At 44.6% G+C, this 24,130-nt stretch carries 22 protein-coding genes and 2 tRNA genes; 13 read left to right on the forward strand and 11 right to left on the reverse strand.

Going from position 1 to position 24,130, the window contains the following annotated elements; all coding sequences use genetic code 11:
- Window positions 1–27 precede the first annotated feature (27 nt).
- Together AC9UC2_RS01240 and AC9UC2_RS01245 are read left to right on the forward strand one after the other, a co-directional pair.
- Window positions 28–116, forward strand: a tRNA-Ser gene (locus tag AC9UC2_RS01240).
- A gap of 108 nt (window positions 117–224) precedes the next feature.
- Complete coding sequence (locus tag AC9UC2_RS01245) at window positions 225–1,058, forward strand: sulfotransferase domain-containing protein (protein ID WP_509524307.1); 834 nt, start codon at window positions 225–227, stop codon at window positions 1,056–1,058.
- A gap of 60 nt (window positions 1,059–1,118) precedes the next feature.
- On the opposite strand, the gene AC9UC2_RS01250 is transcribed toward AC9UC2_RS01245, so the two are convergent.
- Complete coding sequence (locus tag AC9UC2_RS01250) at window positions 1,119–1,913, reverse strand: Gmad2 immunoglobulin-like domain-containing protein (protein WP_509524309.1); 795 nt, start codon at window positions 1,911–1,913, stop codon at window positions 1,119–1,121.
- Between the two features lie 75 nt (window positions 1,914–1,988).
- Between AC9UC2_RS01250 and AC9UC2_RS01255 the strand changes: the two genes are divergently transcribed.
- From AC9UC2_RS01255 to pcp, 4 genes are all read left to right on the forward strand, one after another.
- Entirely contained in the window at window positions 1,989–3,257 is a 1,269-nt protein-coding gene (locus AC9UC2_RS01255; protein ID WP_509524312.1) for an FAD-dependent oxidoreductase, read from the forward strand.
- 77 nt (window positions 3,258–3,334) lie between these two features.
- Window positions 3,335–5,347 (forward strand): bifunctional metallophosphatase/5'-nucleotidase, encoded by a 2,013-nt coding sequence (locus tag AC9UC2_RS01260; protein ID WP_509524315.1) that lies wholly within the window; start codon window positions 3,335–3,337, stop codon window positions 5,345–5,347.
- A 140-nt stretch (window positions 5,348–5,487) separates the two neighbouring features.
- Window positions 5,488–5,560, forward strand: a tRNA-Arg gene (locus AC9UC2_RS01265).
- Between the two features lie 61 nt (window positions 5,561–5,621).
- Entirely contained in the window at window positions 5,622–6,206 is a 585-nt protein-coding gene (gene pcp, locus AC9UC2_RS01270) for a pyroglutamyl-peptidase I (protein ID WP_509524318.1), read from the forward strand.
- On the opposite strand, the gene AC9UC2_RS01275 is transcribed toward pcp, so the two are convergent.
- Window positions 6,203–7,441 (reverse strand): Glu/Leu/Phe/Val family dehydrogenase, encoded by a 1,239-nt coding sequence (locus tag AC9UC2_RS01275; RefSeq protein ID WP_509524321.1) that lies wholly within the window; start codon window positions 7,439–7,441, stop codon window positions 6,203–6,205. The two genes, pcp and AC9UC2_RS01275, sit on opposite strands and share 4 nt — an antisense overlap.
- Window positions 7,442–7,459: 18 nt before the next feature.
- On the reverse strand, window positions 7,460–8,854 hold the full coding sequence (locus AC9UC2_RS01280; protein WP_509524323.1) for an aspartate aminotransferase family protein: 1,395 nt from the start codon (window positions 8,852–8,854) through the stop codon (window positions 7,460–7,462).
- A gap of 139 nt (window positions 8,855–8,993) precedes the next feature.
- Between AC9UC2_RS01280 and AC9UC2_RS01285 the strand changes: the two genes are divergently transcribed.
- Window positions 8,994–9,581, forward strand: a complete 588-nt coding sequence (locus AC9UC2_RS01285) for a D-alanyl-D-alanine carboxypeptidase family protein (protein ID WP_509524326.1) — start codon at window positions 8,994–8,996, stop codon at window positions 9,579–9,581.
- Here AC9UC2_RS01285 and AC9UC2_RS01290 read toward each other — a convergent pair.
- Genes AC9UC2_RS01290 through AC9UC2_RS01300 form a run of 3 tightly spaced genes read right to left on the reverse strand, consistent with a single transcriptional unit; the run spans window position 9,578 to window position 12,122 of the window.
- On the reverse strand, window positions 9,578–10,345 hold the full coding sequence (locus AC9UC2_RS01290) for an ABC transporter permease (RefSeq protein WP_509524721.1): 768 nt from the start codon (window positions 10,343–10,345) through the stop codon (window positions 9,578–9,580). The two genes, AC9UC2_RS01285 and AC9UC2_RS01290, sit on opposite strands and share 4 nt — an antisense overlap.
- 41 nt (window positions 10,346–10,386) lie before the next feature.
- Window positions 10,387–11,199, reverse strand: coding sequence for an ABC transporter permease (locus AC9UC2_RS01295; protein ID WP_509524328.1), 813 nt, complete (start codon window positions 11,197–11,199; stop codon window positions 10,387–10,389).
- The gene (locus AC9UC2_RS01300; protein ID WP_509524330.1) at window positions 11,196–12,122 is read right to left on the reverse strand and encodes an ABC transporter ATP-binding protein; all 927 of its coding nucleotides are present in this window, start codon (window positions 12,120–12,122) and stop codon (window positions 11,196–11,198) included. The genes AC9UC2_RS01295 and AC9UC2_RS01300 overlap by 4 nt, the downstream gene beginning before the upstream one ends.
- Before the next feature lie 32 nt (window positions 12,123–12,154).
- Between AC9UC2_RS01300 and AC9UC2_RS01305 the strand changes: the two genes are divergently transcribed.
- Window positions 12,155–13,591 carry a GuaB1 family IMP dehydrogenase-related protein gene (locus AC9UC2_RS01305; RefSeq protein WP_509524333.1) on the forward strand — a complete coding sequence of 479 codons (1,437 nt, stop codon included), beginning with the start codon at window positions 12,155–12,157 and terminating at the stop codon, window positions 13,589–13,591.
- A gap of 6 nt (window positions 13,592–13,597) precedes the next feature.
- Here AC9UC2_RS01305 and AC9UC2_RS01310 read toward each other — a convergent pair whose 3' ends face one another.
- Genes AC9UC2_RS01310 through AC9UC2_RS01320 form a run of 3 tightly spaced genes read right to left on the reverse strand, consistent with a single transcriptional unit; the run spans window position 13,598 to window position 17,281 of the window.
- The gene (locus AC9UC2_RS01310) at window positions 13,598–14,947 is read right to left on the reverse strand and encodes a glycosyltransferase (protein WP_509524335.1); all 1,350 of its coding nucleotides are present in this window, start codon (window positions 14,945–14,947) and stop codon (window positions 13,598–13,600) included.
- The gene (locus AC9UC2_RS01315; RefSeq protein WP_509524337.1) at window positions 14,940–16,418 is read right to left on the reverse strand and encodes a glycosyltransferase family 2 protein; all 1,479 of its coding nucleotides are present in this window, start codon (window positions 16,416–16,418) and stop codon (window positions 14,940–14,942) included. The genes AC9UC2_RS01310 and AC9UC2_RS01315 overlap by 8 nt, the downstream gene beginning before the upstream one ends.
- Before the next feature lie 44 nt (window positions 16,419–16,462).
- A complete protein-coding gene (locus AC9UC2_RS01320; protein ID WP_509524340.1) occupies window positions 16,463–17,281 on the reverse strand; it encodes a glycosyltransferase family 2 protein in 819 nt (272 codons plus the stop codon).
- 47 nt (window positions 17,282–17,328) lie between these two features.
- On the opposite strand from AC9UC2_RS01320, the gene AC9UC2_RS01325 reads away from it, so the two are divergent.
- From AC9UC2_RS01325 to AC9UC2_RS01345, 5 genes are read left to right on the forward strand one after another with little or no spacing between them, the layout of a single operon-like run.
- Complete coding sequence (locus AC9UC2_RS01325) at window positions 17,329–18,231, forward strand: sulfotransferase domain-containing protein (protein WP_509524342.1); 903 nt, start codon at window positions 17,329–17,331, stop codon at window positions 18,229–18,231.
- Window positions 18,228–19,133: a sulfate adenylyltransferase subunit CysD gene (gene cysD / locus AC9UC2_RS01330; protein ID WP_509524344.1), complete on the forward strand. Its 906-nt coding sequence runs from the start codon at window positions 18,228–18,230 to the stop codon at window positions 19,131–19,133. Before AC9UC2_RS01325 ends, cysD begins: the two co-directional genes overlap by 4 nt.
- Window positions 19,133–20,956 carry an adenylyl-sulfate kinase gene (gene cysC / locus AC9UC2_RS01335; RefSeq protein WP_509524346.1) on the forward strand — a complete coding sequence of 608 codons (1,824 nt, stop codon included), beginning with the start codon at window positions 19,133–19,135 and terminating at the stop codon, window positions 20,954–20,956. Before cysD ends, cysC begins: the two co-directional genes overlap by 1 nt.
- Complete coding sequence (locus AC9UC2_RS01340) at window positions 20,953–21,708, forward strand: sulfite exporter TauE/SafE family protein (RefSeq protein WP_509524349.1); 756 nt, start codon at window positions 20,953–20,955, stop codon at window positions 21,706–21,708. The genes cysC and AC9UC2_RS01340 overlap by 4 nt, the downstream gene beginning before the upstream one ends.
- An 18-nt stretch (window positions 21,709–21,726) precedes the next feature.
- Window positions 21,727–22,047 (forward strand): PGPGW domain-containing protein, encoded by a 321-nt coding sequence (locus AC9UC2_RS01345; protein WP_509524351.1) that lies wholly within the window; start codon window positions 21,727–21,729, stop codon window positions 22,045–22,047.
- Here the strand turns inward: AC9UC2_RS01345 and AC9UC2_RS01350 are convergent.
- A complete protein-coding gene (locus AC9UC2_RS01350; protein ID WP_509524353.1) occupies window positions 22,044–22,838 on the reverse strand; it encodes a tryptophan 2,3-dioxygenase in 795 nt (264 codons plus the stop codon). The genes AC9UC2_RS01345 and AC9UC2_RS01350 overlap by 4 nt on opposite strands.
- The gene (locus AC9UC2_RS01355; RefSeq protein ID WP_509524355.1) at window positions 22,835–24,109 is read right to left on the reverse strand and encodes a kynureninase; all 1,275 of its coding nucleotides are present in this window, start codon (window positions 24,107–24,109) and stop codon (window positions 22,835–22,837) included. Before AC9UC2_RS01355 ends, AC9UC2_RS01350 begins: the two co-directional genes overlap by 4 nt.
- Window positions 24,110–24,130: the final 21 nt, after the last annotated feature.

The following is a 24,130-nucleotide window of genomic DNA, read 5'->3' on the forward strand; positions in this document are numbered from 1 at the left end:
GGTTGCGCTAAACTAGTGCTGCAACAAGGAGACGTCGCATAGCCCGGTCGAGTGCGCCTCACTGCTAACGAGGTAAGGGGTTAAACCCTTCAGGAGTTCAAATCTCCTCGTCTCCGCACAGATGTACCGCAGATTTCCTGGGGGATCAACGAGAACTTCGTGTGAATTTGTCACTTCACCTTAGTGTTGCATTCGATTAATTTTTCTAGTTGTACTTTGGAAAAATGAATAAACCCAATTTTCTTATCATTGGTGCTCAGAAATCGGGAACATCAAGTTTGCGGAAATTCATGGAACGAAATCCAAATCATTTTTTCACTCCGCGCCAAGAATTACATTTCTGGAACCGCGATCGAGAATATCGTGATGGTGAGGGAGTAGCCGAGTACTATGAAAACTTTAAAGAGGCCGCCCACAATCAGATAGTCGGTGAGAAATCACCGAGCTATCTCCCAAGCAGTTCAGCCGCAGAAAGAATTGCACACCACTTACCTCAAGTAAAGATTGTGGCAGTCCTTCGAGATCCCGTAGATAGAGCTCATTCGGCATATTTGCATGGGTTACGGGTTGGAGCAATTCCACGAAGTCGAACTTTTAGTCAGGCTATTCGGAATTACCAAGACTTTCAAGGAGTTCCATACGGTGATGTGGTGTCACAAGGATTCTATTTTGAAAACCTAGAGCGATACTTTAAATTTTTCCACGCAAAACAGATTCATGTCATGAGTTTTAGTCAACTCACTCAAACTCCGAATCTGATTCTGCCAAAGCTGATGAATTTCCTCATAACACCGGAATTCGACTATGAGCCGGCAAAGATCGACTACAGCATGCCGCGTGTAAACGTTGCCAGAACTTCTCGCTTTCCTCAACTAGTACGTCGGGTCAGAGCAAGTAAGAAACTTTCAATAGAACAAAAGAATTATCTATCTGGATTAACATTTAAGAAGTTGCCTGAAGCACCGATACTCCCTGAAGATAGAACATTCCTGGATGAAATCTATGCTGAGTCAAATTCTAATTTACAGAAACGCTTAGGCCCCAATTTCATTTTCTAACTCAAGGTCAAACCTTTCAGGAATTCAAACCGCTGGCCTCGGCACACCTTTATCTCAGTGTTATTGAACGGTGAACTTTTTGTCATCTATCGCAAAAAGTGAACCATCTTCGGCTGAATATTCGAGCACCTGGATTGTGTACTCGCCTGATTTCAATTCATCAAGGGAGATACTCCAATCCCCACGAGTTGGACATCCAGCACTAGCGGTCGTGAAGCCCTCCTTAATAACTGTGCCATCTTGCAGCAATTTCCACACAACATTCGCTTCAAAGGTGCAGGCCTGGCCCGAAATAGTTACCGGTGAAGCAAGTTCAGCTCCTTGATTAACAGAGCTGATCTGAAGTGGGTTTAAAACTTCATAATCAATAGCCCTTGCAAAGGTAGCGGTTGTATCAACGTGACCAGCAAAGGATTCAACAACTTCACCATTTACAGTAAATGCAACAGTTGTAACTTCGGGTGCAAACTCGGTAAGGGTCCACACGATTTGATCAATAGCCCGCTGTTCACCTTCAGCTCCGACATTCAAAGAGATCTCGCCCAGATCAACGGTTGCTACTGAATCATTTACATTGACTGAATTAACGGTATTTGTACTACCCCAGAGATTTACATATTCGGGATCAAGTGGGACCACATTTCCTGACACTAGATCTGAAACTACCTGCAGATTCAAATCTCCTTCTCTTGCCAACTGGTTTTGTACTTCAGAGAAAAGTTTGAACCCACGAGCGGTATCTGAGACGAAGTAAAACTTTATCGGGATCCCATCTTCAAACACTTTTTCAGTTGTAGTTTGAGAACATCCAGTAAGAATAAACAGGGAGACCATAAGTAAGGCGATTCTCTTCATAAATTCACCATAACACGCGTGCCTGAGAGGACGAGATAGACTTCTCTCATAACTCAGGTGTTTGAAGGAGCAGTTTTGTTGAACTTTAAGGTGGCAATTGTTGGCGCAGGCCCGGCGGGTTACTTCGCTGCACAAGCTCTGCAAAACCTTGCCAACGATGATCGCGCATTTGAAATCGATATGATTGAACGGCTACCAACACCATGGGGTTTAGTTCGAAGCGGTGTTGCACCAGATCACCCAAAGATTAAAACTGTTTCAAAGGTCTTTGAAAAGATCGCAGCACAAGAAACCTTTAGATTATTTGCCAATGTCGAAGTCGGTGACGACATTACTGTTGCCCAACTGCAGGAAAAGTACGACGCGGTCATTATCGCAACAGGCTCTTCACTCGGAAAGAAGCTTGGAATACCAGGTGAAGACCTGCGTGGATCTTTATCTGCTGCAGTCTTTGTACCTTGGTACAACGCCCACCCTGATTTTGTTGGGGTTGATACACCATTAGATGCAGACACAGCAGTTGTGATTGGCGCAGGTAATGTTGCGATGGATGTTGCCCGCATGTTGGCCTTAGAACCAAGCGAGCTCGATCCAACCGATACTGCAGATCACGCAATTGATGCCTTTAAGAAAAGCAATATTCGCAAGGTTTACATCAGTGCGCGCCGCGGGCCAGAGCATGCAGCTTTTACTTCGCCAGAATTGCGCGAGCTTCCAAAGTTAGAACACACAAATGTGATTATGAACAAAGCCGACATTGAAGCAGCGGTTGTGCGTGCGGGTGATGCACCTGAAAAAGATGTGAAGAGCAACCTGGATGCGATGCTTTTGATTGCAGAAAACCCTAAAACCGAGCATGAACGCACAATGCAATTTTTGTTTCAACACACGCCAAAAGAGATTCTTGGGTCAGATCGTGTTGAAGGTGTTGTTTATACAACGCCAAATGGTGATGTAACCATTAAATGTGGGCTAGTTATTACTGCAATTGGCTATCAAGCCGAAGGAATTAATGGCGTTCCATATGAAAATGGAAAAGTTGCAAACACTGATGGTCGGGTAGCGGGCAACATGTACGTTGTGGGTTGGGCAAAACGCGGTCCTTCAGGAGTAATTGGTACTAATAAGTCAGATGCTGCAGCGGTTATTGAGCTATTAGTGTCAGATTTAAAAACCCCAAAAAATACTGGCGATATTTCAGAACTTTTAACCCACCAAGTTGTTGTTACCCAAGAACATTGGCAAAAGATCAATGAAGCCGAAGTTGTAGCGGGTGAGGTAAAGGGTAAACCTCGGGTTAAGAGTGTGGACCGTGCAGAATTACTTAAGTACGCTGGAATGTAACAACATTCACTACGACGCAACCATTTCGTAACCTGAAAGTGTGCAAGGTGAATTCCTTGGTTGATTAGGATGCGGGTATGAACAAAACCCTCTCATCCCGCAAAATCTTTAGCTGGGGCTCACTTGCCCTTGCTACATCGCTACTAGTTTCATTACTAGTTCCATCAGCACAGGCAAACACATTTTCAGCGCCTAACGCTCCAACAAAAGTTACCTCTTACATCGGCGCTAGTGGCGTCGTCGTTCGCTGGGTAGCAGGTGCAGATGTTGCACCAGGTGTAATCGGACACGTTGTTTCAGCAGGTGCGGGTTCATGCCCAATCTTTGTTCCGATTAGAAACAACTCTGTTGTAACAATGCCAGTTGTTGAAGGACAACCAGCAGGAACTCCTGTTGTACAAGCAGTTAATGCATATGGTTTCTCAAAGCCAACCGCGTCTAACAAGAGCTACACAGCTGCTGAACTTGCAACAGTTGCAAGTTCAAGAAATAAGGCTGTTCAGGTTCTACAACTCAGCGACCTACACGGTGCGATTGAAGGAACTTCCTTCGGTGCCGCACTGCTAACAAGTAACTGGGCTGCAGATCGTAAAGCAAATGCTGCAACCGTTGCTATTTCAGCCGGTGACAATATTGGTGCAGCTCCACCAATCTCAACCGAGTTTGAAGAGCTTCCAACAATTGAAGCGTTAAACCTTGCAAAACTAGATGTATCCATCTTTGGAAATCACGAGCACGATCGCAATATCGATCACCTTAACAAGATGATCGGTGCATCTGATTTCCAGTGGGTAGTTTCTAACTACAGCGAAGGCGCACTAGATGCCCTTAAGTCAGGGGACAAGCAAGCCAAGAACTACACAATCATTAATCGTGGTGGCGTAAAGATTGGTGTTGTCGGTTCAAATACCCCTGAAACAATTGAGCAGGTATTCCCAGGAAACCTTGATTACAAGGATGCATCAGGTGCGAAGAAGACCATTGTTATCAACCCAGGCGTTGCTGGCGTAAATGCAGCGATCGTTGAGGCCAAGGCAGCGGGTGCGGACATCGTTATCGCAGCCCTTCACCAAGGTTGGTTGGAAAACGCAGATGGTGTTGCAAAGGGTCTATTTAACGAACTCGCATCACAGATCAAGGGTGCAGCAGCAATCTACGGTGGTCACAGCCACCAGACATATGCTTCTGTAATCCCTGGCAGCCCACGCGTTGCACCAACTGTTCTTGGACAGACTCGTAACGCAGGTGTTGAGTACACACGCACACAGATCTGTATGCGTAGTGGAAAGGTTGTTGGTCAATCAATTCAGCACGTATTGCGATCAGTATCAGCTTCAATTAATACAAGTGTTGCTGCCACAACTACAACAGCAGATGTAGCAACTGCTGCAATGGTTAAGAAGTACAAGGATCAACTATCTGCAAAGCTTGATGTCAAGATCGGTCAAGTTTCAGGAACATTCCCACGTGGTGGATCACCAGCTGTAGAGCGTTCAGGTGAAACTCCAATGGGTAACTACATTGCAGATGTTATGCGCGCTAAGTACAAGACTGATTTTGCAATTCAGAATGGTGGCGGTATCCGCGACACATTCCCTGCAAGAACATATATTCCAGCAGCTACAGGTCTTGTTCGCACAGGTACTGGTCCACTAGATGTAACACTTGGTGATGCGTTCACTGTGTTCCCATTTGGTAACCAGATTGCAACAACAGTGATTACTGGTGCAAACCTTTGGAAGGCGCTTGAAAACGGTGTCGGTGGTAACTATCCAGGAGATGGACGTTTCCCACAGATTTCCGGCTTCAAGTTCTCATTTGATGCATCAAAGCCAGTTGGTTCACGTATCGTCGAAGTTACAAAGCTTGACGGAACTGCAATCGCAAAGGATTCAAAGGAGTACACACTTACTACTCTTGACTTCCTAATCTACGGTGGAGATGGATACGTCAACGTATTCTCACCATCAAAGGCCAAGGTTCAAGGCGCGCTACTAGATGTATTTGTAGAAGCGTTGCGAGCAGACATGGCTGCTAAGAAGGTAACTCAGGTTCCTGCAGCAGATGGCCGCATTAAGAAAGTTGGCTAATAGTTAACTAAGTAAACAAAGGGCGTCCGTTAATTCGGGCGCCCTTTGTTATGCCTCCAAATACGCTTGATTTATAAGGGTTTTAGAGCATTTGGGCGATGAATAAAAAGCGGGTACTATTGCACTTCACAAATAAATAAGCGTGCGTAGCTCAACGGATAGAGCATCTGACTACGGATCAGAAGGTTAGGGGTTCGAATCCCTTCGCGCGCACAAGTTAAGCTCTCGGTGCCTTTCACACCGGGGGCTTTTCTTCTTTTAGTAAGGTTGGTAAATGACCAAAGTATTACTGACAGGCTTTGAGCCTTTCGGGACAGCAACATCAAATCCTTCGGGTGAGATTGTTAAGCAGATTAGCGGTGACAATATTGTCACCGCTATTTTGCCTGTTGCCTACACACAATCTGCCGAACGTTTATTGGAATTGATTGCAGACCACAATCCAGATGTAGTTATTTGTTTGGGCCAAGCCGAAGGACGTACCCAGATAACACCTGAAAAGGTTGCAATCAATCTAGATGATGCACGTCTTGCAGATAACGAAGGTGTCCTTCGAAATGATATGAAGATCATTGATGCAGGTCCAGATGGTTACTTTTCAACTCTTCCAGTAAATGAAATTGTTGAAGCAATCAAAGCCAAGGGAGTTCCGGCTACTGTTTCTTTAAGTGCGGGCGCTTTCTTGTGCAATCACGTTTTCTATGTTGCGCAGGACAAGTTTGCTGGCACCAAGGTGCGTAGCGGATTTGTTCACGTGCCATTGATGGATTCGCAGGCACCTGAATTTCCAGGGTTGCCTACGATGCCCTTAGATCAAATGGTTACTGCAGTGCGAGTTATATTGGAGATAGTTACTTAAGGATACAAACCGCGAAGTTTGTGGGCTTGTGCAACACGTCCAACACCAATCATATGTGCAGCTTCGCGCCATGAAACCTTTTTTGAAGTTGCAGTCTCTTCAACTTCTTTGAATGAGCGCATCATTATTTGATTTAGGTTAGATTTAACTTCTTCTGCGGACCAGAAGTAATTTTGTTTGTCCTGCACCCATTCAAAATATGAAACGATCACTCCGCCAGAGTTTGCGAGGATATCCGGCACTGTAAGAATTCCCTTGTCATTAAGGACGCGGTCTCCTGCAGGAGTAGTTGGAGCGTTTGCGCCTTCAACAACAATCTTTGCTTTAATGCCTGGTGCAGACTTTTCAGTGATTGCATCGGACAACGCGGCAGGAATCAAAACATCAACCTCTAAATGAAGAAGTTCTTCCTGAGTTAGCTTTTCCGTACCTGGCATATTTAATGAGTGATTTTCAGTAAAATACTTCCAAAGCTCTGCGACGCTTTTAAATCCGGTTACAGCACCATTTACATCACTTACCGCAACGACTTTAAGCCCTAAGTTTTCAAGTCCTATAGCGGTCCAGTAACCAACTTTTCCAAAGCCCTGAATTGCAACTGTTGCACCATTAGGATTTATTCCACGTGTTTTCAAAGCCTCAACCGTAGAGATCACAACACCATCACCAGTTGCTGAAGTTCGCCCTAAGGAGCCTCCTAGAACGATTGGTTTTCCTGTAACAACACCCGGTACTGAAAATCCAGCGTTGACCGAATATGTATCCATCATCCAGGCCATGTTACGTTCATCTGTTCCTACGTCAGGTGCGGGAATGTCTCTCTCTGGCCCAATGATTGGAAGAATTTCAGAGGTATATCTACGAGTTAATCTTTCGTTTTCGCGTTCAGATAAATTTTTAACATCTACCGCTATTCCACCTTTAGCACCACCGTAAGGAAGATTAGTAAGGGCACACTTCCAAGTCATCAACATTGCAAGAGCAACAGTTTCATCCATGTCAATTGATGGGTGGAATCGAACGCCACCTTTAGATGGTCCACGAGTTGTTGAATATTGAACGCGAAAACCTTTATACATTTCTACATCGCCATTATCACGTCGCAGAGGAACTGCGACTTCAAGTATTCGACGAGGGGTTGATAATGTCTGCCAGTCATTATCAGAAAGCTCAAGCAGTTGAACCGCTCGTTGTAATTGCTGCCTAGCAGTGTCGAGCGCTGACTCCATTGTCAATTAATTTACCCTATTCTTTTATGCGCGAAGTGCTTTTGCAAACTCCAAGAAATCATCAACTAATAAATCAATTTCCTTCTGCCCATGTGCCAAAGAGATCAACCATTGTTCATCTAGCCCCGGAGGTGTGATGATCCCTCGATTGAGTGCAAACAACCAGTGTGCTTCTGCAACGGTGAAATCAGTTGCTTTGTAGTCACGATAGTTGCGAACAGGCTGTGTAGACCAAGTAACACATCCTTTAACACCAAATCCAACTGTGTGTGCCGGAAGTTGGTACTCATCAATGATTGCACTGATGCGATCTAGAGCTTGCTGGTTAAGAGTTTCTGCTGCAGCAAGAGCTTCGTCAGTACAAATACGATCAATCGCCCGAACACCAGCCATCGCAAGAGGATTACCGTTAAATGTTCCGAAGTGAGCCATCTTGCCGTTAGTAACAAAGTCCATGAACTTCTTCTTGCCACCAAATGCGGCCAAAGGAAGTCCACCACCAATTGATTTAGCAAGGGTGATCAAATCTGGCTTCACACCTAAGCGGGCAGATGCACCATGTGCACCAGCTGTAAGGCCTGTCTTAACTTCATCAAAGATCAAAACAACGTTGTATTCGTCGCATAGTTCGCGAACACGCTCTAGGTAGCCCTCATCTGGTAAAACAATTGCAAGGTTTTCTAGAACTGGTTCAACGATGTAGCAAGCAATCTTGTTTGCATTCTTTTCAAACATTCTTTCAAGCGCGGGAATGTTGTTGAAAGGAACAACGTAGATATCTCCTGGAACCAAGTTTGAATCAATTGCTGGAATTGGTTCTTCAGGGTCACCAATCTTGTCTAAGGCTGGCTTACTAGAAACTACAAATGGGTCGTAGCTTCCGTGGTAGCCACCTTCGACCTTAAGAATTCCCATTTTTTCAGTCGCAGAGCGTGCAACACGTACGGCATACATTGTTGATTCTGTACCACTGTTTGTGAAACGAACTTGGTCAATTCCAAAGCGCTTACAGATTCGTTCTGCAGCATCGGTTGAAATTGGCGATGGTGTCACAAACAGCATTCCATGTGACAACGATGCTTCAATTTCTTCTACAACAATTGGATTTAGGTGACCGGCCAGCATTGCGCCAAAGCCCATTGAAAGATCAAGTAACTGACGACCATCGACATCAGTCATGTACGCACCCTTGGCGGACTTGATCGAAATTGGGTATGGATCCCAGTGCTGGAAGCTAGATGTAACACCTAAAGGCAGCGCCTTGAATGAACGGCGGCTCTCTTCGGCGCTCTTGCCGGTTCCTTTTGTAAATAGTTCCCACTCTTGCTTGAGAATTTCCTCGACACGCTTTGGGTCAATCGGAACTGAAGTGGACGGGACAAATCGAAATGTTTGCTTGTGGTTACTCTGTGTCAGCATTTGTAAAACTTGTACGGCAAAGGTTTCAGCTTTTGAAACTCGTTTGAGAAGTACTCTCCCGGTTCGTTTTTAGTTATTTCTAACTAAGCCCCAATTCTCCCACGGTTTATTTAAAAAGCAACCCCGCTAGACTGACGCCATGCGGAAAACCAGGGTTTTTATAGCCTTTTTATTGGTTTTTTCACTATTTAATGAGGTTTCTCACGCATCGGACACGATTCCTGTGCAATGTATGAATAAAAAAACATACCTTTTACGTATTTCTAATGTAATAAAGGGATGTGAAAAAACTGAAGTTTCTCTAGGCGCTGGCGCTATTCCGCGTTCTATGGTCCGCCCCTATGAATTAGATAAACAGCTTGTCTATCGATTTAAGGCAGCTCAAGCTGCAGCAAAAAAAGATGGACAAATCATTTATATTGTTTCTGGTTATAGAACTTTAGACCGTCAAAAAACTTTATTTGCAAACGCGATTAGAAAGTATGGCTCCGCAGCAGAGGCAAGTAAATGGGTTGCACCGCCATTAATTTCACATCATCCTTGGGGAACAGCAATTGATGTTAATTATCCGGATGAACCAATTGGTGCAGGTTGGTTAGAAGTAAACGGCTATAAGTTCGGATTATGTCGAGTCTTCGAAAACGAATGGTGGCATTTTGAACCAACTATTGCACCGGGATGGAAATGTCCTGCATTAGTGCCGGATGCAACGTACAGCTTGAATTAACGAAGGAACAATGCACGCAGTCTGCGAGAAGTTACAAAAAGTCCTATAGCGATCATCACTATGAAGTAACCAATATGAATTAAAACACCAGAGGTTAGATTTCCAAACCAGAACGCACGAACCATTTCAATTGCATGCCACAGTGGCAAAGCCATGATGATCTTTTCTAGCCAGTCTGGGTAAACCGAGATTGGGTAGAGCGAGCCCGAGAACAGGGTCATTGGAAGGAGCACGAAGTTAATGAAGCCCATCTGCTGGTAGGTCTTGAAATACGAGGTAATTGCCATTCCAAATGAGGCGAAGCCAAATGCCACCAAGGACGCTGCAGGAATTGCCAAGATCGCCCAGAAGCTCGGTGTTAAGCCAAGTGCGGTAACCACCGTTAGGAAGCCAAGTGAGTACACCAAGCCACGAATTAAGGCCCAGGTGATTTCACCCAGTGCGATATCAAGAGGTCCAAGTGGAGTTGAGAGCATGGTCTTATACAACTTGGATTCATTGAGTTTCCAGAAAACATTCCAGGTTGAATCATAAATTGCACCATTCATCGCACTATTTGCAAGCAAACCAGGAGCGATAAAGAGTGTGTAATCCATGGTTGTGTTACCTGTAGTTACATCTCCAACAAGACTTCCCATTCCGTAACCAAAAGCCAACAAGAAAAGAACCGGTTCAACAAAACCGGTAACAACTGGAATCCAATTGGTAGATCTAAATGCAATCCAACCGCGCTCTAGCAATACCCATGGACGTCCAGCGTACATAGCGCTGGATTTTCTGCTCTCTGCGATTTCAACGGCGGTCTTCACTTTGCCAACCTCTTTTCAAATTGGCGAGTCGCAAGGACTAGACCAATTACAAGCAAGGTAACAAGGAATACAAGATGAACAACAACCATTGTGGAGCTGATTCCGTAATCAAAAGCAGATTCACGGCCTAACTCAGTTGCATGCCATAACGGTGAAACCCATCCAATAGGTTGCAAGTAAATTGGCATTGATGACAAAGGAAAGAATGTGCCAGAGAACAAGAACATCGGCATGATCACCAAGCGACCCAAGATGTTGAAGAATTGATCTTCTTTTTCAATCTTTGCGGCGGCGAACAACATCAATGCACCAAAGGCGCCGCCACCAAGAACGGCAATCGGTACTAGCAAGATACTGATTCCAAAGTTAACAACATCAAAGGCAAGCAAGAGAATGTAATACATACATACTGAAAAGAGTGCACGGCAAAGGGCGGCTAGATAAACACCAATTGCAATCTGTTGACCAGTAATTGGTGTTGAATTTTGCGCAAAGAAAAGTTTGCGCCATTTGAAACCTTCAATAGTTGGAAAGACGGTTTCATCCATGATGCCTGTGATGGCGGTGTTCGCCAACAAGGCAGGGGCGATAAAAGCTATGTATTTAATGCCATTTGTACCGCTGGTTCCCGATCCTTGTTCAACCAGGACGCCAATACCAATGCCTACTGCGATTAAGTAAAACAAAGGATTTCCGATATCGACCGCAGCGATAATAGTTCGCCACTTAGACATCGACTTCAAACGTGCCGAAGCTATATACAAAGCTCCAAAACGTTGAATCTGCGGAACATCAATACCTGCGTTCATTCAATCAAAGTTCTTCCAGTTAAGCGCAAGAAGACATCTTCGAGCGAACTGCGACGTACAAGTGAAGTAGTTGCATGCATTCCTGCATGTGTAATTTCTTCAAGAAGCTTCTCGCCATCTTCGGTGTACATCAAGATGCGATCTGGCAGGGTCTCCATGCGCTCACACATTTGTGCAAGTTGTGGAGCGACCTCTGCGTTGCGGTCACTACCGAAACGAACTTCCAGAACTTCTTTACTTGAATACTTCTTAATCAAAGCTGCTGGTGATCCCTCGGCCATGATTGAACCTTTGTCCATCACAACTAGGCGATCACATAATTGTTCGGCTTCATCCATAAAGTGTGTTGTTAAGACAAGGGTTACACCTTGTTCTTTCAGGCGGAATAAGCGATCCCACAAAATGTGACGTGCTTGTGGATCTAAACCAGTTGTTGGTTCATCAAGTAACAAAATGTCTGGCTCGCTAACAAGGCCGCGGGCAATTGTTAAACGACGCTTCATGCCACCACTGAGCGCTTCAACCTTTACATCACGCTTTTCTTCTAATTGTGCAAATTCCAGCAGCTCTTCGATCTTGTTCTTAATAAATTTCTTTGACAAACCAAAGTAACGACCGTAAATGTACAAGTTCTCGCTAACCGTTAATTCACCATCAAGATTGTCTTGTTGTGGAACAACACCTAAATGTGCACGAACAAGTGGGCCAAATTGCTCTGGGTCTTTTTCAAGAATTTCGACCGTGCCAGATGTGCGTGTGGAGGTCGCGGCCAAAATACGCATAGTGGTGGACTTGCCAGCGCCGTTTGGGCCAAGTAATCCAAAAGATTCACCCTTAGCCACATCGAAGTCGATGCCGTTTACAGCGGTGAAATCCCCGAAAACCTTGGTTAAACCACGTACAGAAATGAGTGGATTAGACATCTTTCTATTCTACCTGAGTATTGTTAACCCACGTGCGATTCATAAATGAACCTACCCACGACCTCACCTATGACGATGTTTTCATGGTGCCAAGCCGTTCCGAACTTTCTTCCAGAATGGATGTTGATCTTTCTGCGATAGATGGAACTGGAACAACGATTCCGCTAGTTGTCGCAAACATGACAGCAATTGCAGGGCGTCGAATGGCCGAAACAATGGCTCGCCGCGGTGGATTAACTGTGATTCCGCAAGATATTCCACACGCTGTTGTTGATGATGTCATCAAATGGGTTAAACAACGTCACCCCTTCTTTGATACACCTATCACCCTGTCACCACAATCAACAGTTGCAGATGCAATTAGCTTGTTGCACAAAAGAGCGCATGGCGCAGTTGTTGTAGTTGAGAACGATAAGCCAGTTGGAATCATTACTGAAGAGGATTGCAAGAGCGTAGATCGCTTTACACAACTTGGTCAGGTGATGAGTAAGAATTTAACAACGATGCCAGATTCACTTGATGCCCGTGCGGCTTTTGATTTCTTAAATCAACATCGCCACAAGTTAGCTCCAGTAGTTTCAAGCAATGGTGACCTAGTGGGAATCATGACTCGTATTGGTGCACTCCGTGGAACCTTGTATTCACCTGCCGTAGATGCGCATGGACGTTTACGAATTGCGGCAGCAGTTGGAATCAATGGGGATGTGGCAGCAAAGGCTGCAGCACTTATTGAATCTGGCGCAGATGTGTTGGTTGTAGACACCGCGCATGGTCATCAAAAGAAGATGCTTGAAGCCTTGGCTGCAATTCGCGCAATTAATCCAAAGGTTCCAATCGTTGCTGGCAATGTTGTTACGGCACAAGGAACACATGATTTAGTAGAAGCCGGCGCTAACATTATTAAGGTTGGCGTGGGACCTGGCGCGATGTGTACTACCCGCATGCAAACTGGTGTAGGACGCCCACAATTTTCAGCTGTTCTTGAATGCGCAACCGAGGCGAAGAAGTTGGGCGCACATGTCTGGGCCGATGGTGGAGTTCGCCATCCGCGCGATGTTGCGTTGGCGTTAGCTGCAGGTGCTTCACAAGTCATGATCGGTTCATGGTTTGCCGGAACATATGAATCACCCGGAGATCTACAAAGTGATGCAAATGGTCGTTTGTACAAAGAGTCTTTCGGAATGGCATCAGCAAGAGCTGTAGCCGCGCGTACATCCAAGGAAGATGCATTTGATCGCGCTCGCAAGGCGCTATTTGAAGAAGGAATTTCTACTTCACGTATGTTCTTAAACCCAGCACGACCTGGCGTTGAAGATCTCCTAGATGAAATCATTGCTGGCGTTCGTTCTTCATTTACTTATGCCGGTGCAAAAAATATTGAAGAGTTTGCAGAGCGTGCAACTGTTGGCGTGCAATCCTCAGCAGGCTACGCCGAAGGACGCCCATTACATTCTTCTTGGAGTAACTAAAGCGATTTAAAGGTCGTATGCCTTACTAGCAATTTGATGGCGGACATCACTGTAACTTTTTGATGCTCCCTCGATTAAATGTTCAAATCTTTGACTACCCACGATCTGCGAACGTAAGTATTCTGCTTTAGTTTCTTGACTAAAGACAATCGTTTTTTCCGCTAAAGGTGCGACCTTTTTGTAAGGGCGAATTAAGCGAAAAAGATAGGTAGCTTTATGAATAGCTTGAGTAGCAACAAACCTGAGAACTCTTTTGCTTGGCTTCTTTGACGTAGCATTAGCTAAATCAAGCAAAATTCCAGCAATTTGCTTTCCACCTTCTGTATTTGAAAGTGCTGCACACTTAGTGCGTAGATTCTCACGTAAAACTGGATTATTTAATTTTTTCACCGTTGCAGTTATGTCAGTCAGACTGGCGTGATCGGCACGCAATGCGTAGCCATTGTCATGACACCACTGTGCTCGCGCATCTTGATCATCAGTTCCACGTATGTTTGAAATGAAAACGGTCGGAATCTGTGCCGGCAGCAGTTCGTGAACACTGTTGTATCCAGTTGCTGCAATTGCACCATCAAAGGCCGCCAGTAAATTTGCAAGCGGGAAATAACGTTGGATTGTGATATCTAGACCAGCCGGGACAAGAGTGTTTCCTTGTGCGTCCTGAGGATTTTTTGTCAGTACAACTTGTAATCCTTGCCAATCAAGTAATCCAGTGAGCGCCGCGCGCATCTTTTCATTCATATCAGCATCACCAGTGCCAAGTTGAACTAATACGGTGGGACGATCGAGGTCGAGACCTAAAATTTTGCGTGCATCATTGCGCGAGTATGCGCGATCCTTGGAATAGAGAGATACAGGAGAAGTCAATATGGCATCTTTACGTTTTGAAGTTGGCCCGTTGTCATAAGGGCGTGCAATATCACCAGGTTCGATGATGGCATCTACCAAGCGAGATTGAAGCGGAAGCGCAAAGCGAAGAATGTTTTTCTGCCAGAGGCCTCTTCGAACCCAAACAATTGTGAGATTTGGGCGCTTTAGTTTGGTCGCAATAAATCCTGAGTAAGGGACAACTCCATCGAAAGAAATAACAGATGCACCAGTTTCATCAGCGATTGCAATTAAGCGATCTCTGAAATAGCGGTCCCAACGCTGTGCAGGCATCCAACGTCGGCTTTTTCCAGGAATGTATTCGCAAGGTATTCCCATAACTGCTGGGACTTCTGCAATTCCTCCAGCTACAGAGACAATAATCGGATGCGCTGAACTCTTAAGCTCTTCTGCAACGGCAGTAGCTCGAGCCAAATGACCCATACCTATTCCATTGCTAGTGGCAAGAATGATCGTTGGCTTACCCACGACGCAGTGCTTTTCTTAGAAATAAAGAAGTAACTTTTCGCACAAAGATGAAAAGTTGTTTTAAAGAGTTGATCTTCTTGCCTTCACGCTTTAGGTAGCGAAGAAAACGCCTAAACCGATTGTGTTTTCCTTGATTTAGGGCGGCAAATTGATCATCACTCATCCATCGGATACCCCACTGTCGTTCAATCGAACTGTAAAGCGGAGCATTCACGGTTAAGGAACGTGCAAGGGCTGGGGCAAAGACAGCAAAGGCCCTTTGGTCTTTCTTAGTTACAACGCCCACCAAGCCATTTTCGCTTGCTAGAAGATGATCAACAAGGTCTTTCAGGTCGAACTGACCACTAGCTTCGGCGAAGATGTAATAAGGAGTAGGGCCATGTACGAATTCCTGAATGATTTCTTCAATCGTCAACTCTGAATCAATATCTATTTCTTTAAATGAATAGTTTGCATCACCCTTTACCCAATTGCGAATCTCGCGGAGATCACTATGAGAATCAGCTAGCGTTGAATACCGACTGTTTAACACTTTCCAAGATGCTAAAAGAGTGAAGTGTGCGTTAGTGCCCGGTAGCTTTAGAAGTTTGGTGCCAAGTTCTACTAATTGATCAAGGGTTGAATCACGAACATCTACATAGACTTGATAAGTTGGAACGGACCAGCCAAAACTGCTCTTTGCGCGCACACTATGCATCTGCGGAATGACTTGCGCAAGCATTGGATCATTATGACGATGAATCAAATCTTTATTTGATTCAATAGTGCTATAGCCCAGATGCCATGACTTGGCTTGACGATCCACAACAGTGCGCAAACCGTTGATAAATAATCGCCAACCTAATTCAGTATCTTCACCAGTGATTAAGTTTCGGTTATATCCACCGAGACTGCGCCATTGTTGATTACGAATAGAAAATGTTGCACCAACAAAAGCGCGGTAACCATCAAGCCCAGGTTTTTCTAAATCTTGTGTGCGAGAAATACGATCTTCCCAAAGATCTTTACCCCAACTCTCAACGTGTAACTGATCAAAAGCGCCGGCACCCAGTGAAGCCACAAGTGAATCTGGGGTGTAATTCCAGCTTTTCACAAAACGCTTCCAACCTAGAACCGCGTAATCATCATTATCGTGATGCCATTTCATGTGGTGCGCCAAGTGATCTGGTTCGAAAATCATGTCAGCATCGATAAACCAAAGTACATCCTCGCGCAGCTTCGCGACACAATCATTTGTTGCAGATGTTTTTCCCCACTTACCAGGTGCGTTTTTATATGAGATCAACTTGGTTTTCTTAGGCTTGATCTTGGGAAGCACTAGCGGTTTTGAACTAGCGTCATCAATTACATAGACAGAAATTAAGGCTGATGGATAATTTTGAGCCGAGAGAGAAGCTAAAACCAGATCAAGTTTTTCTTGGCCATCACGACAGGCAATCACGACTGCAACAGAGAGTTTGGGGCTAGACACAAGGGGAAGATCATGAGGGCGGCTAAAACGATATGGCTCGTATCTCATCGCTTGCCCCCAAAGATTGGGTGATCCCAGATCCCAACCTTTTGTTCATTTGCACCTTGTAGATACTTAGAATAATTCGTAACGTAGGTGTGAAAAGTAAACGTTCGACGATAAATGTATCCGGCACCAAAAGTTCGCCAGATTTTTCCACCATTATTTGTAACGTTGGTCAACAAGTATCTATCAACGGCGGTGTTACCGTCTCCAAACCATCCGGCAGCTTTTGCGACATTCAACTTTGCAAGAATTGTTCCTCCACAAACCCAATCACTCCACAGCTCAACTGCCTGTGTTCCATGCGGTGCAAATCTACGAACCGTCAATTGCAATGGTTCCAGGTAGACATAGTTCATAGCCTTTCCCACGACATCCGCACCTGTATCAAGTGCAGCATCAACTAAATCACGAAGATGCTCGGGCCCGTAATAATCATCATCATCCATTTTTGCGATGAAATCACTTTGTGATTGGGATGCCAATGAAGTAAGAATCATTCCTAAAGTCTTATCACCTGTGAATTTTTCGACAATCACATTCACTCTACGACGCTTAAGAGAAGCAATTTGTTTCTTGTGCGATTGTGATAACTCAATAGTGTGTAATCCTAGAATCAAATCAAATGTTTTAAGAGTTTGCTCAAGTAGCTGGTCGAGCAAATTTGTCAGATCATCTGCTCGAAGCGTAGAAACAACAACACTGACTGATGGATATTTTTTTATCGTCGATCTGCGAGATTTGCGGAGAGCGGTTAAAGCCTCTATTTCCTGTGAAAAAGTCGTGAATCGATCCATAGCCTTATGTGGATGCGATGACATGTGCCAAGACTACCAACAATCAAATAATGCAATGATAAGATCGGAAAATGTCCAGCAAGCGCATAAGTGCCAAAAAGCCTGCTAAATCTGAGTTTATTGTGACCCTCAAAAAGGCACTTCTAAATTTTAGGGCTCTTCCACGGTATTTCTACAAACGCTATATAAAAAAATCGCAACCAGTTGAATCAAAGGTTGTCTTTATTGTTTCATTTCCACGTTCTGGAACTCATGCAATGGGTAGTTTGCTTTCAAATGAGGAAGTTGGATTTAGATACTACGGGGAATTCTTCATATTCAATGCATGGAATAAAGCAATAGAACGAGTTAATCACTTTTATCCATTTTTCTCCTTACGGTACTCAATAAACTTACGCCAGCAACGCAAGTCTTGGGAATACTTAAAGTTTGAAAAAACTTCCTTAGATTCTCACCGCGTAGTCTCTGCGATTAAACATATCCCAGGTGTACATATCATCAAAGTTTTCCCTAAACATCTTTCAGACCCACTTCTTCAGTCGATCATCGCAGAGTTTAAACCGCATATTATTTTTCTACGTAGAAATCATCTTGATCGTTTTGTTTCTCATAAGAAGGCTAATGCATCTGGAAAGTGGCACACAGCAAATACCTCAGATGTAGTTATTGATTTAGATTTGAGAGAGTTCGAAACATTTATCTCTGATTACACAAAGTTCTACACTGATTACTATCACTTTGCCAAGGCACAAGGATGCCCAATTCTTGATGTTGATTTTGCCGATCTGAACAAGCCTGAAAAGGTTCGCGAGATCCAAAAGTTTGCCCAGTTCGAAGATTTCAAGGACTGGAACAAATTGACCCTTGCTCCCGCTACGGTGAAACAAGATCGATCAAACAAGACGCAAGAAGATTTCTTGGAAAAGATAGGAAAGAGTTATCAGGATTATGAATTCAAGGCTGTGACGTTATGAGCAAGATCCCCGCAATCCTTAAAGAGCTAGAGAATGAATCGATAGAGATTCTTCGGGAAACCGCCGCTGGTTTTAAGAAGCCAGTGATGATGTATTCAATTGGCAAGGATTCCTCCGTCTTGCTGCACCTTGCACTCAAAGCTTTCTACCCATCTCCAATTCCGTTTCCTCTTTTACACATTGACACAACATGGAAGTTCAAGGAGATGATCTCCTTCCGGGACAAAATTGCTGCTGAAACTAAATCACAATTAATTGTTCATACCAATCAAGAAGGTGTGCGATCCGGAATTAACCCCTTTAATACGAACGCTTCTGAATACACACGTGTCATGAAGACTGTCGCTCTGCGTGAAGCACTTGATATGCATGGCTTTGATGCAGCTATCGGTGGGTCTCGCCGTGATGAAGAAAAGAGTCGCGCAAAGGAGCGCATTTTTAGTGTGCGCGACCCCGGACATCGCTGGAATCCACGTGAGCAGCGTCCAGAGTTGTGGCGTACCTACAACACTCGTCTTGCACCAGAACAAACAATGCGCGTTTTTCCAATCTCCGACTGGACTGAAGCCGATATCTGGCATTACATATTGCAGGAAAGAATTAATGTGAATCCTCTTTATTTTGCGAAAGAGCGACCAATGGTTCAGCGTGGTGACCAGTTGATTATGGTCGATGATGAGCGCTTCCAACTTCGAGATGGCGAAACTCCCTTTATGAAGATGGTTCGCTTTCGCACACTTGGTTGCTACCCGCTTACTGCTGCAGTTGAATCTACCTCAACAACAATGGAAGAAGTGGTTGAAGAAGTACTGCAAGTCAAACTTAGTGAGCGTGCGACTCGTTTGATTGATGGCGAGAATGAAGATTCGATGGAGAAGAAAAAGACAGAAGGTTACTTTTAATGTCTGGCGCAATTGTTCGTTTACTTACTTGTGGAAGTGTTGATGATGGAAAGAGCACACTGATCGGACGTCTGCTTGTTGAAACAGATAGCGTTCCACACGACACAATCGGTGCAGCCCGAAAAGTAAGGCGGACTGGTTCAACTATTGCAGCTGGTGAAATTGACTTTAGTTTGTTTACAGATGGGCTTGAGGCAGAACGTGAACAGGGAATCACAATCGATGTTGCTTATCGGTCGATGACTTTGCTGGATGGAAAGCGCTTAATTATTAGCGATGCTCCCGGGCACGAGCAGTACACCCGCAACATGGTGGTAGCGGCGTCACGAGCCGACATTGGTTTAGTTTTAATCGACGCAATCAAAGGTGTGCGGACTCAAACTTTGCGCCACTTAACCATTTGTTCGCTTATGGGCGTTTCTCGGATCATCATTGCAATAAACAAGCTCGATGCCATGGATTACAAACAAGAGGTTTTTGATGCTATCTCTGCTGATATACAACGTGCAGTTGAACGGCTTGATGTTAAAGATGTCGAGATTATTCCTATAAGCGCTCTTGTCGGCGATAATGTTGTGTTTCCCAGCCAGAATATGCCTTGGTATAAAGGTCAAACTTTGCAAGATGCGATTCAAAGTTGGAAAAAACCTAAGGATCTTTCTGCCAACGGACTAATGCGAATTCAAATGATTGCTCGTGCGGACAACTTCCGTGGAGTTTCTGGAACCGTTCGTCGCGGTTCTTTCACACAAGGTGAAGAAGTCACAATCTTTCCAAGTAATCAAAAAGCGACAATAACTTCGATCGTAACTTTTGATGGTGAAATCAAAAAAGCAGAAACAGATATTGCGGTAACCCTAGTTCTTGCTCCAGAAGTTGATGCCACTCGGGGCGATGTAATCGCAGCCTCTAAAGATGACCTTACAGCGGCAGATCGTTTCGGTGCACATCTTGTTTGGCTTCACGAAGAGCCTTTGATCCATAGTCGTTCATATTTGATGGTTAGCGGAGCTTCTACTACGCCAGCAATTATTACCAAGATTCGACACAAGATCGATGTGAATACCGGTGAGCATATTTCTTCAGATGCCTTAAAGATGAATGAAATTGGTGATGTTGAAATTGCTTCAGATATTCCTTTGGTGATGCGTCCTTATACCGATGATCGCGAATTTGGAAACTTTATTCTCGTAGATCGTTTATCCCTTAAAACTGTTGGTGCAGGAATGATTCGTCACTCCTTGCGTCGAGCTACAAACATAACTCACCAAGAGTATGAAGTTGATAAAGCCCAACGTAGCGCTCAAAAGAACCAAAAGCCTAGTGTTGTCTGGCTTACTGGGTTATCTGGATCGGGAAAGTCAACAATCGCAAATGCTCTTGAAAAGCGTTTATTTGCGCAAGGAGCTCATGCATATGTTTTGGATGGCGATAACTTACGACTTGGCCTCAATATGGATCTTGGCTTTACAACTGAAGATCGAGCAGAAAATGTTAGACGCGTATCTGAAGTCGCAAAGTTGATGGTAGATGCAGGCCTAATTGTTATTACAGCGCTCGTCAGTCCCTTTGAAGTTGATCGTCAAAGAGCAAAAAGTAATTTTGAAGCGGGCGAGTTTCTAGAAATCTTCGTTGACACTCCTGTTGAGGTGTGCCGAGAACGTGATCCGAAGGGTCTGTACAAGAAATCTAGTGCGGGTGAAATACCAAACTTCACTGGAGTTGGGCAGGAATACGAGCGCCCAATGCACCCTGATTTAGTAGTTGATGGAACTGCGCCGATCGAAGAAACCGTAGAAAAAATCATCAGGATTCTTTTGTGAACTGGATAATCTTTGCATTTGTAGGAAGTATAGCCCAGCTCATAGATGGTGCACTTGGCATGGGCTTTGGCCTTACAAGTTCAACCCTGCTTGTCACTTTAGGTGCATCTGCTGCAGTGGCATCTGCTGCAGTGCATTTTGCTGAAATTGGAACAACCTTGGCTTCAGGAGCATCCCACTGGCACGCAGAGAATATTGATAAGAAATTTTTAGTGCGCCTAGCAATCCCTGGCGGCATAGGTGCATTTCTTGGTGCAACCTTCTTATCCTTCATTGATCTTTCTAGCTCAAAGATTTTTATCTCAACCCTTCTACTATTTCTTGGTTTTCTTTTGCTTTATCGGAATGTATTCAAATCAGAGGGTGATGTGAATATGGTCGAGATAAAGAACCCTAGATTTATAAGTTATCTGGGTTTTACTGGCGGATTTATTGATGCCTCAGGAGGTGGAGGTTGGGGTCCTATTGTTACTCCAACGCTAATTTCAACCACATCGATGCAACCTCGCAAGATCATTGGCACAGTTAGTGCCGCCGAGTTTGTAGTTGCAGTTGCAGCATCAGTGGGTTTCTTAGCTCAGATTGGGCGAATAGATATCGACTGGTCAATCGTCGGGGGGTTGGCACTCGGCGGGGTTATAGCTGCGCCCATAGCCGCACGACTCGTTGGAAAACTTCCTGCAAAACAACTTGGTATTTTCGTGGCAATTGCAATCATTATACTTAATGCGGTTGCCATTCTTCGAGCCTAGTTAGGAGTCAAAAACGAAATGAACTTTCGCACTTGGATAAGAAAAACTCCAGCCGGTCGCTTGGCATGGCGCTTAGTCATTGGAATAATCGGTGGTGGTGTTGCAGTGTTTGGAGCAATCTTGTTGGTTGCACCAGGCCCGGGTGTCTTAGTTTTGCTAGCGGGCTTAGGAATACTTGCAACAGAGTTTGCATGGGCTGGTCGCATCATGATGGAGACAAAGCGAATGGCTTCTCGTGCCGCAGAACGAACAGGTATGAAACCTTGGGTTAAGTACTTTTTAGTCGCAGGTGGTGCCGTTTTTTCAATCGTAGCAATCCTTATTTACTACTACAGTTAAAAACTAGAACGGATTTCCCACAAATCAGGGAAAGTTGGATTAAAGAGCGTGGTTGAAAGATAACCAACACCGCTTGATCCGCCAGTTCCCATCTTGTGTCCAATAGTTCTTTCAACCATTTTTACATGGCGGTAGCGCCATTCCTGCAATCCTTCATCAATATCTACCAGACGTTCGCAGACCATTGCAGATTCTGGATCTTTGCGATGGACTTCAAGTAATACATCTTGCACACCTTTGTGTGCAGCGTATGGCGCGCTCTTGTCTCGATTAAGCACATCGGTCGGAATCTTGTGCCCACGCTTATCGATATACGCAAGAGCTGAATCCCACACAGAATTCTTTGAAGTTATCTCTTTGATCTGTTCCTGAATATCTGGCGGTAAATGTCCCGCCATCTTGGAATCTCGACGACCTAGCAAAGCTTCAACCATTCTAAATTGTGCTGATTGAAAACCACTAGAAGATGAAAGATAAGAGCGGAAAGAATTAAATTGCAGCGGCGTCATTGTTTCCAAGATATCGATCTGCGTAACGCATACCTTCAAAATTGTTCTTATGCGACCCAAAATTGCTAGCGAATAATGTGAATCGCCAGATTCCAGAGCACGTTGGGCTTCTCGGAACTCATGAATTAATTGCTTAAACCATAATTCATAGGTCTGGTGAATAATAATGAATAACATCTCGTCATGTTCGGGACCTGTCGATAAAGGGCGTTGCAGCTTTAACAGTTCATCAACGGCCAAGTAAGAGGTATATGTAATTGCTGGATCAAAGTTTTCGCTCATGTGACTCGTGAACCGCCTTCTTTAACCTCTTTATAGCGACCAGATGCCACTAAATCACGCATACGTTCAAACCCGTCCCAAATTTCTACATAAGAAGTTGGAAGGGGAGAGATCGCCAAACGAATTGAATTAGGCGTGCGGTAATCAGGAATTACATTGCTCATTGTGCGCATTGCAACACAAATTTGAGCTGCATCTGGATGTACCAACGAAATATGTCCACCACGCTGCTTTGGGTCGCGGGATGTGTTGAGTTCGATACCAAGTGGTGCCAGCCATTCATCATATAAATCAATCATCATCTGCGTACCAATGGCAGCCTTGTGCGCAATTGCATCAATTCCTGCTTCTTTGATCATTGCAAAAGCGGTTTGCACGCAACGAATTCCCATCAATGATGGGCTTGCGATTTGGAAGCCTCTAATTGTTTGAGAGCGTTCAAAGACTGGACCCATTTCAAACTGTGCCTCTTGCGCAAACCAGCCCTGAATAGGAACCTGTAACTCTTTTTGAACTCGCTTTGAAACGTATAACCAAGCAGGTGAACCTGGCCCGGAGTTTCCATACTTGTATGTGCACCCAACGCAGAGATCAACACCATTTGCATCAAGATTCAGTTCGATTGCACCAACTGCGTGACTTGCATCCCAAACAACTAAACCACCAATTGCGCGAATTTGATCCGTAATTGATTTAAGGTCGGTACGAGCACCAGATCGGTATTGAATGACTTCTAGCGTCACCATTGCAACATCATCATTTAAATAGGGGGCAAGGACTTCGGTGGTAATTCGTTCATGCGTAGCAACTGCTGGGTCTTCGTTATCAATGATGACTAGATTCAAACCAAATTGTTTAGCAATTCCATCCAAGATGTAGCGATCTGTTGGAAAGTTTGCTGCATCAGTAATAATTGTTTTACGACCTGGGCGTGCATGTATTGCAGCAAGGCACAGTTGGTAGAAATTAACTGAAGTTGTGTCACAGACTAGAACTTGGCCTGCCGCAGCTCCCAGCGCTGCTTCGCCCAATAAATCACCCGTTGGCTGCGCCTCATCAACCCAGTGGCTCCAACCAGTTACAACTTCTGGACCCCATTCCTTGGTCATAAAGTCATTGATTGCTGTGATCGTTGCTTTTGGTAAACGACCCAGAGAATTTCCATCGAGATAACACATGGTGGGGTCGCCTACGACAAATTGGGATTTGAAATGAGCCAGCGGATCTTTTTTATCGAGCTCTTCAGCGTATTGGCGGTCAGTTACCTTCATGAGGGAAAGGTACGCTCTCCT

The organism is Candidatus Planktophila sp. (assembly GCF_036734405.1).
In the GTDB taxonomy this organism is placed as follows: Bacteria; Actinomycetota; Actinomycetes; order Nanopelagicales; family Nanopelagicaceae; genus Planktophila.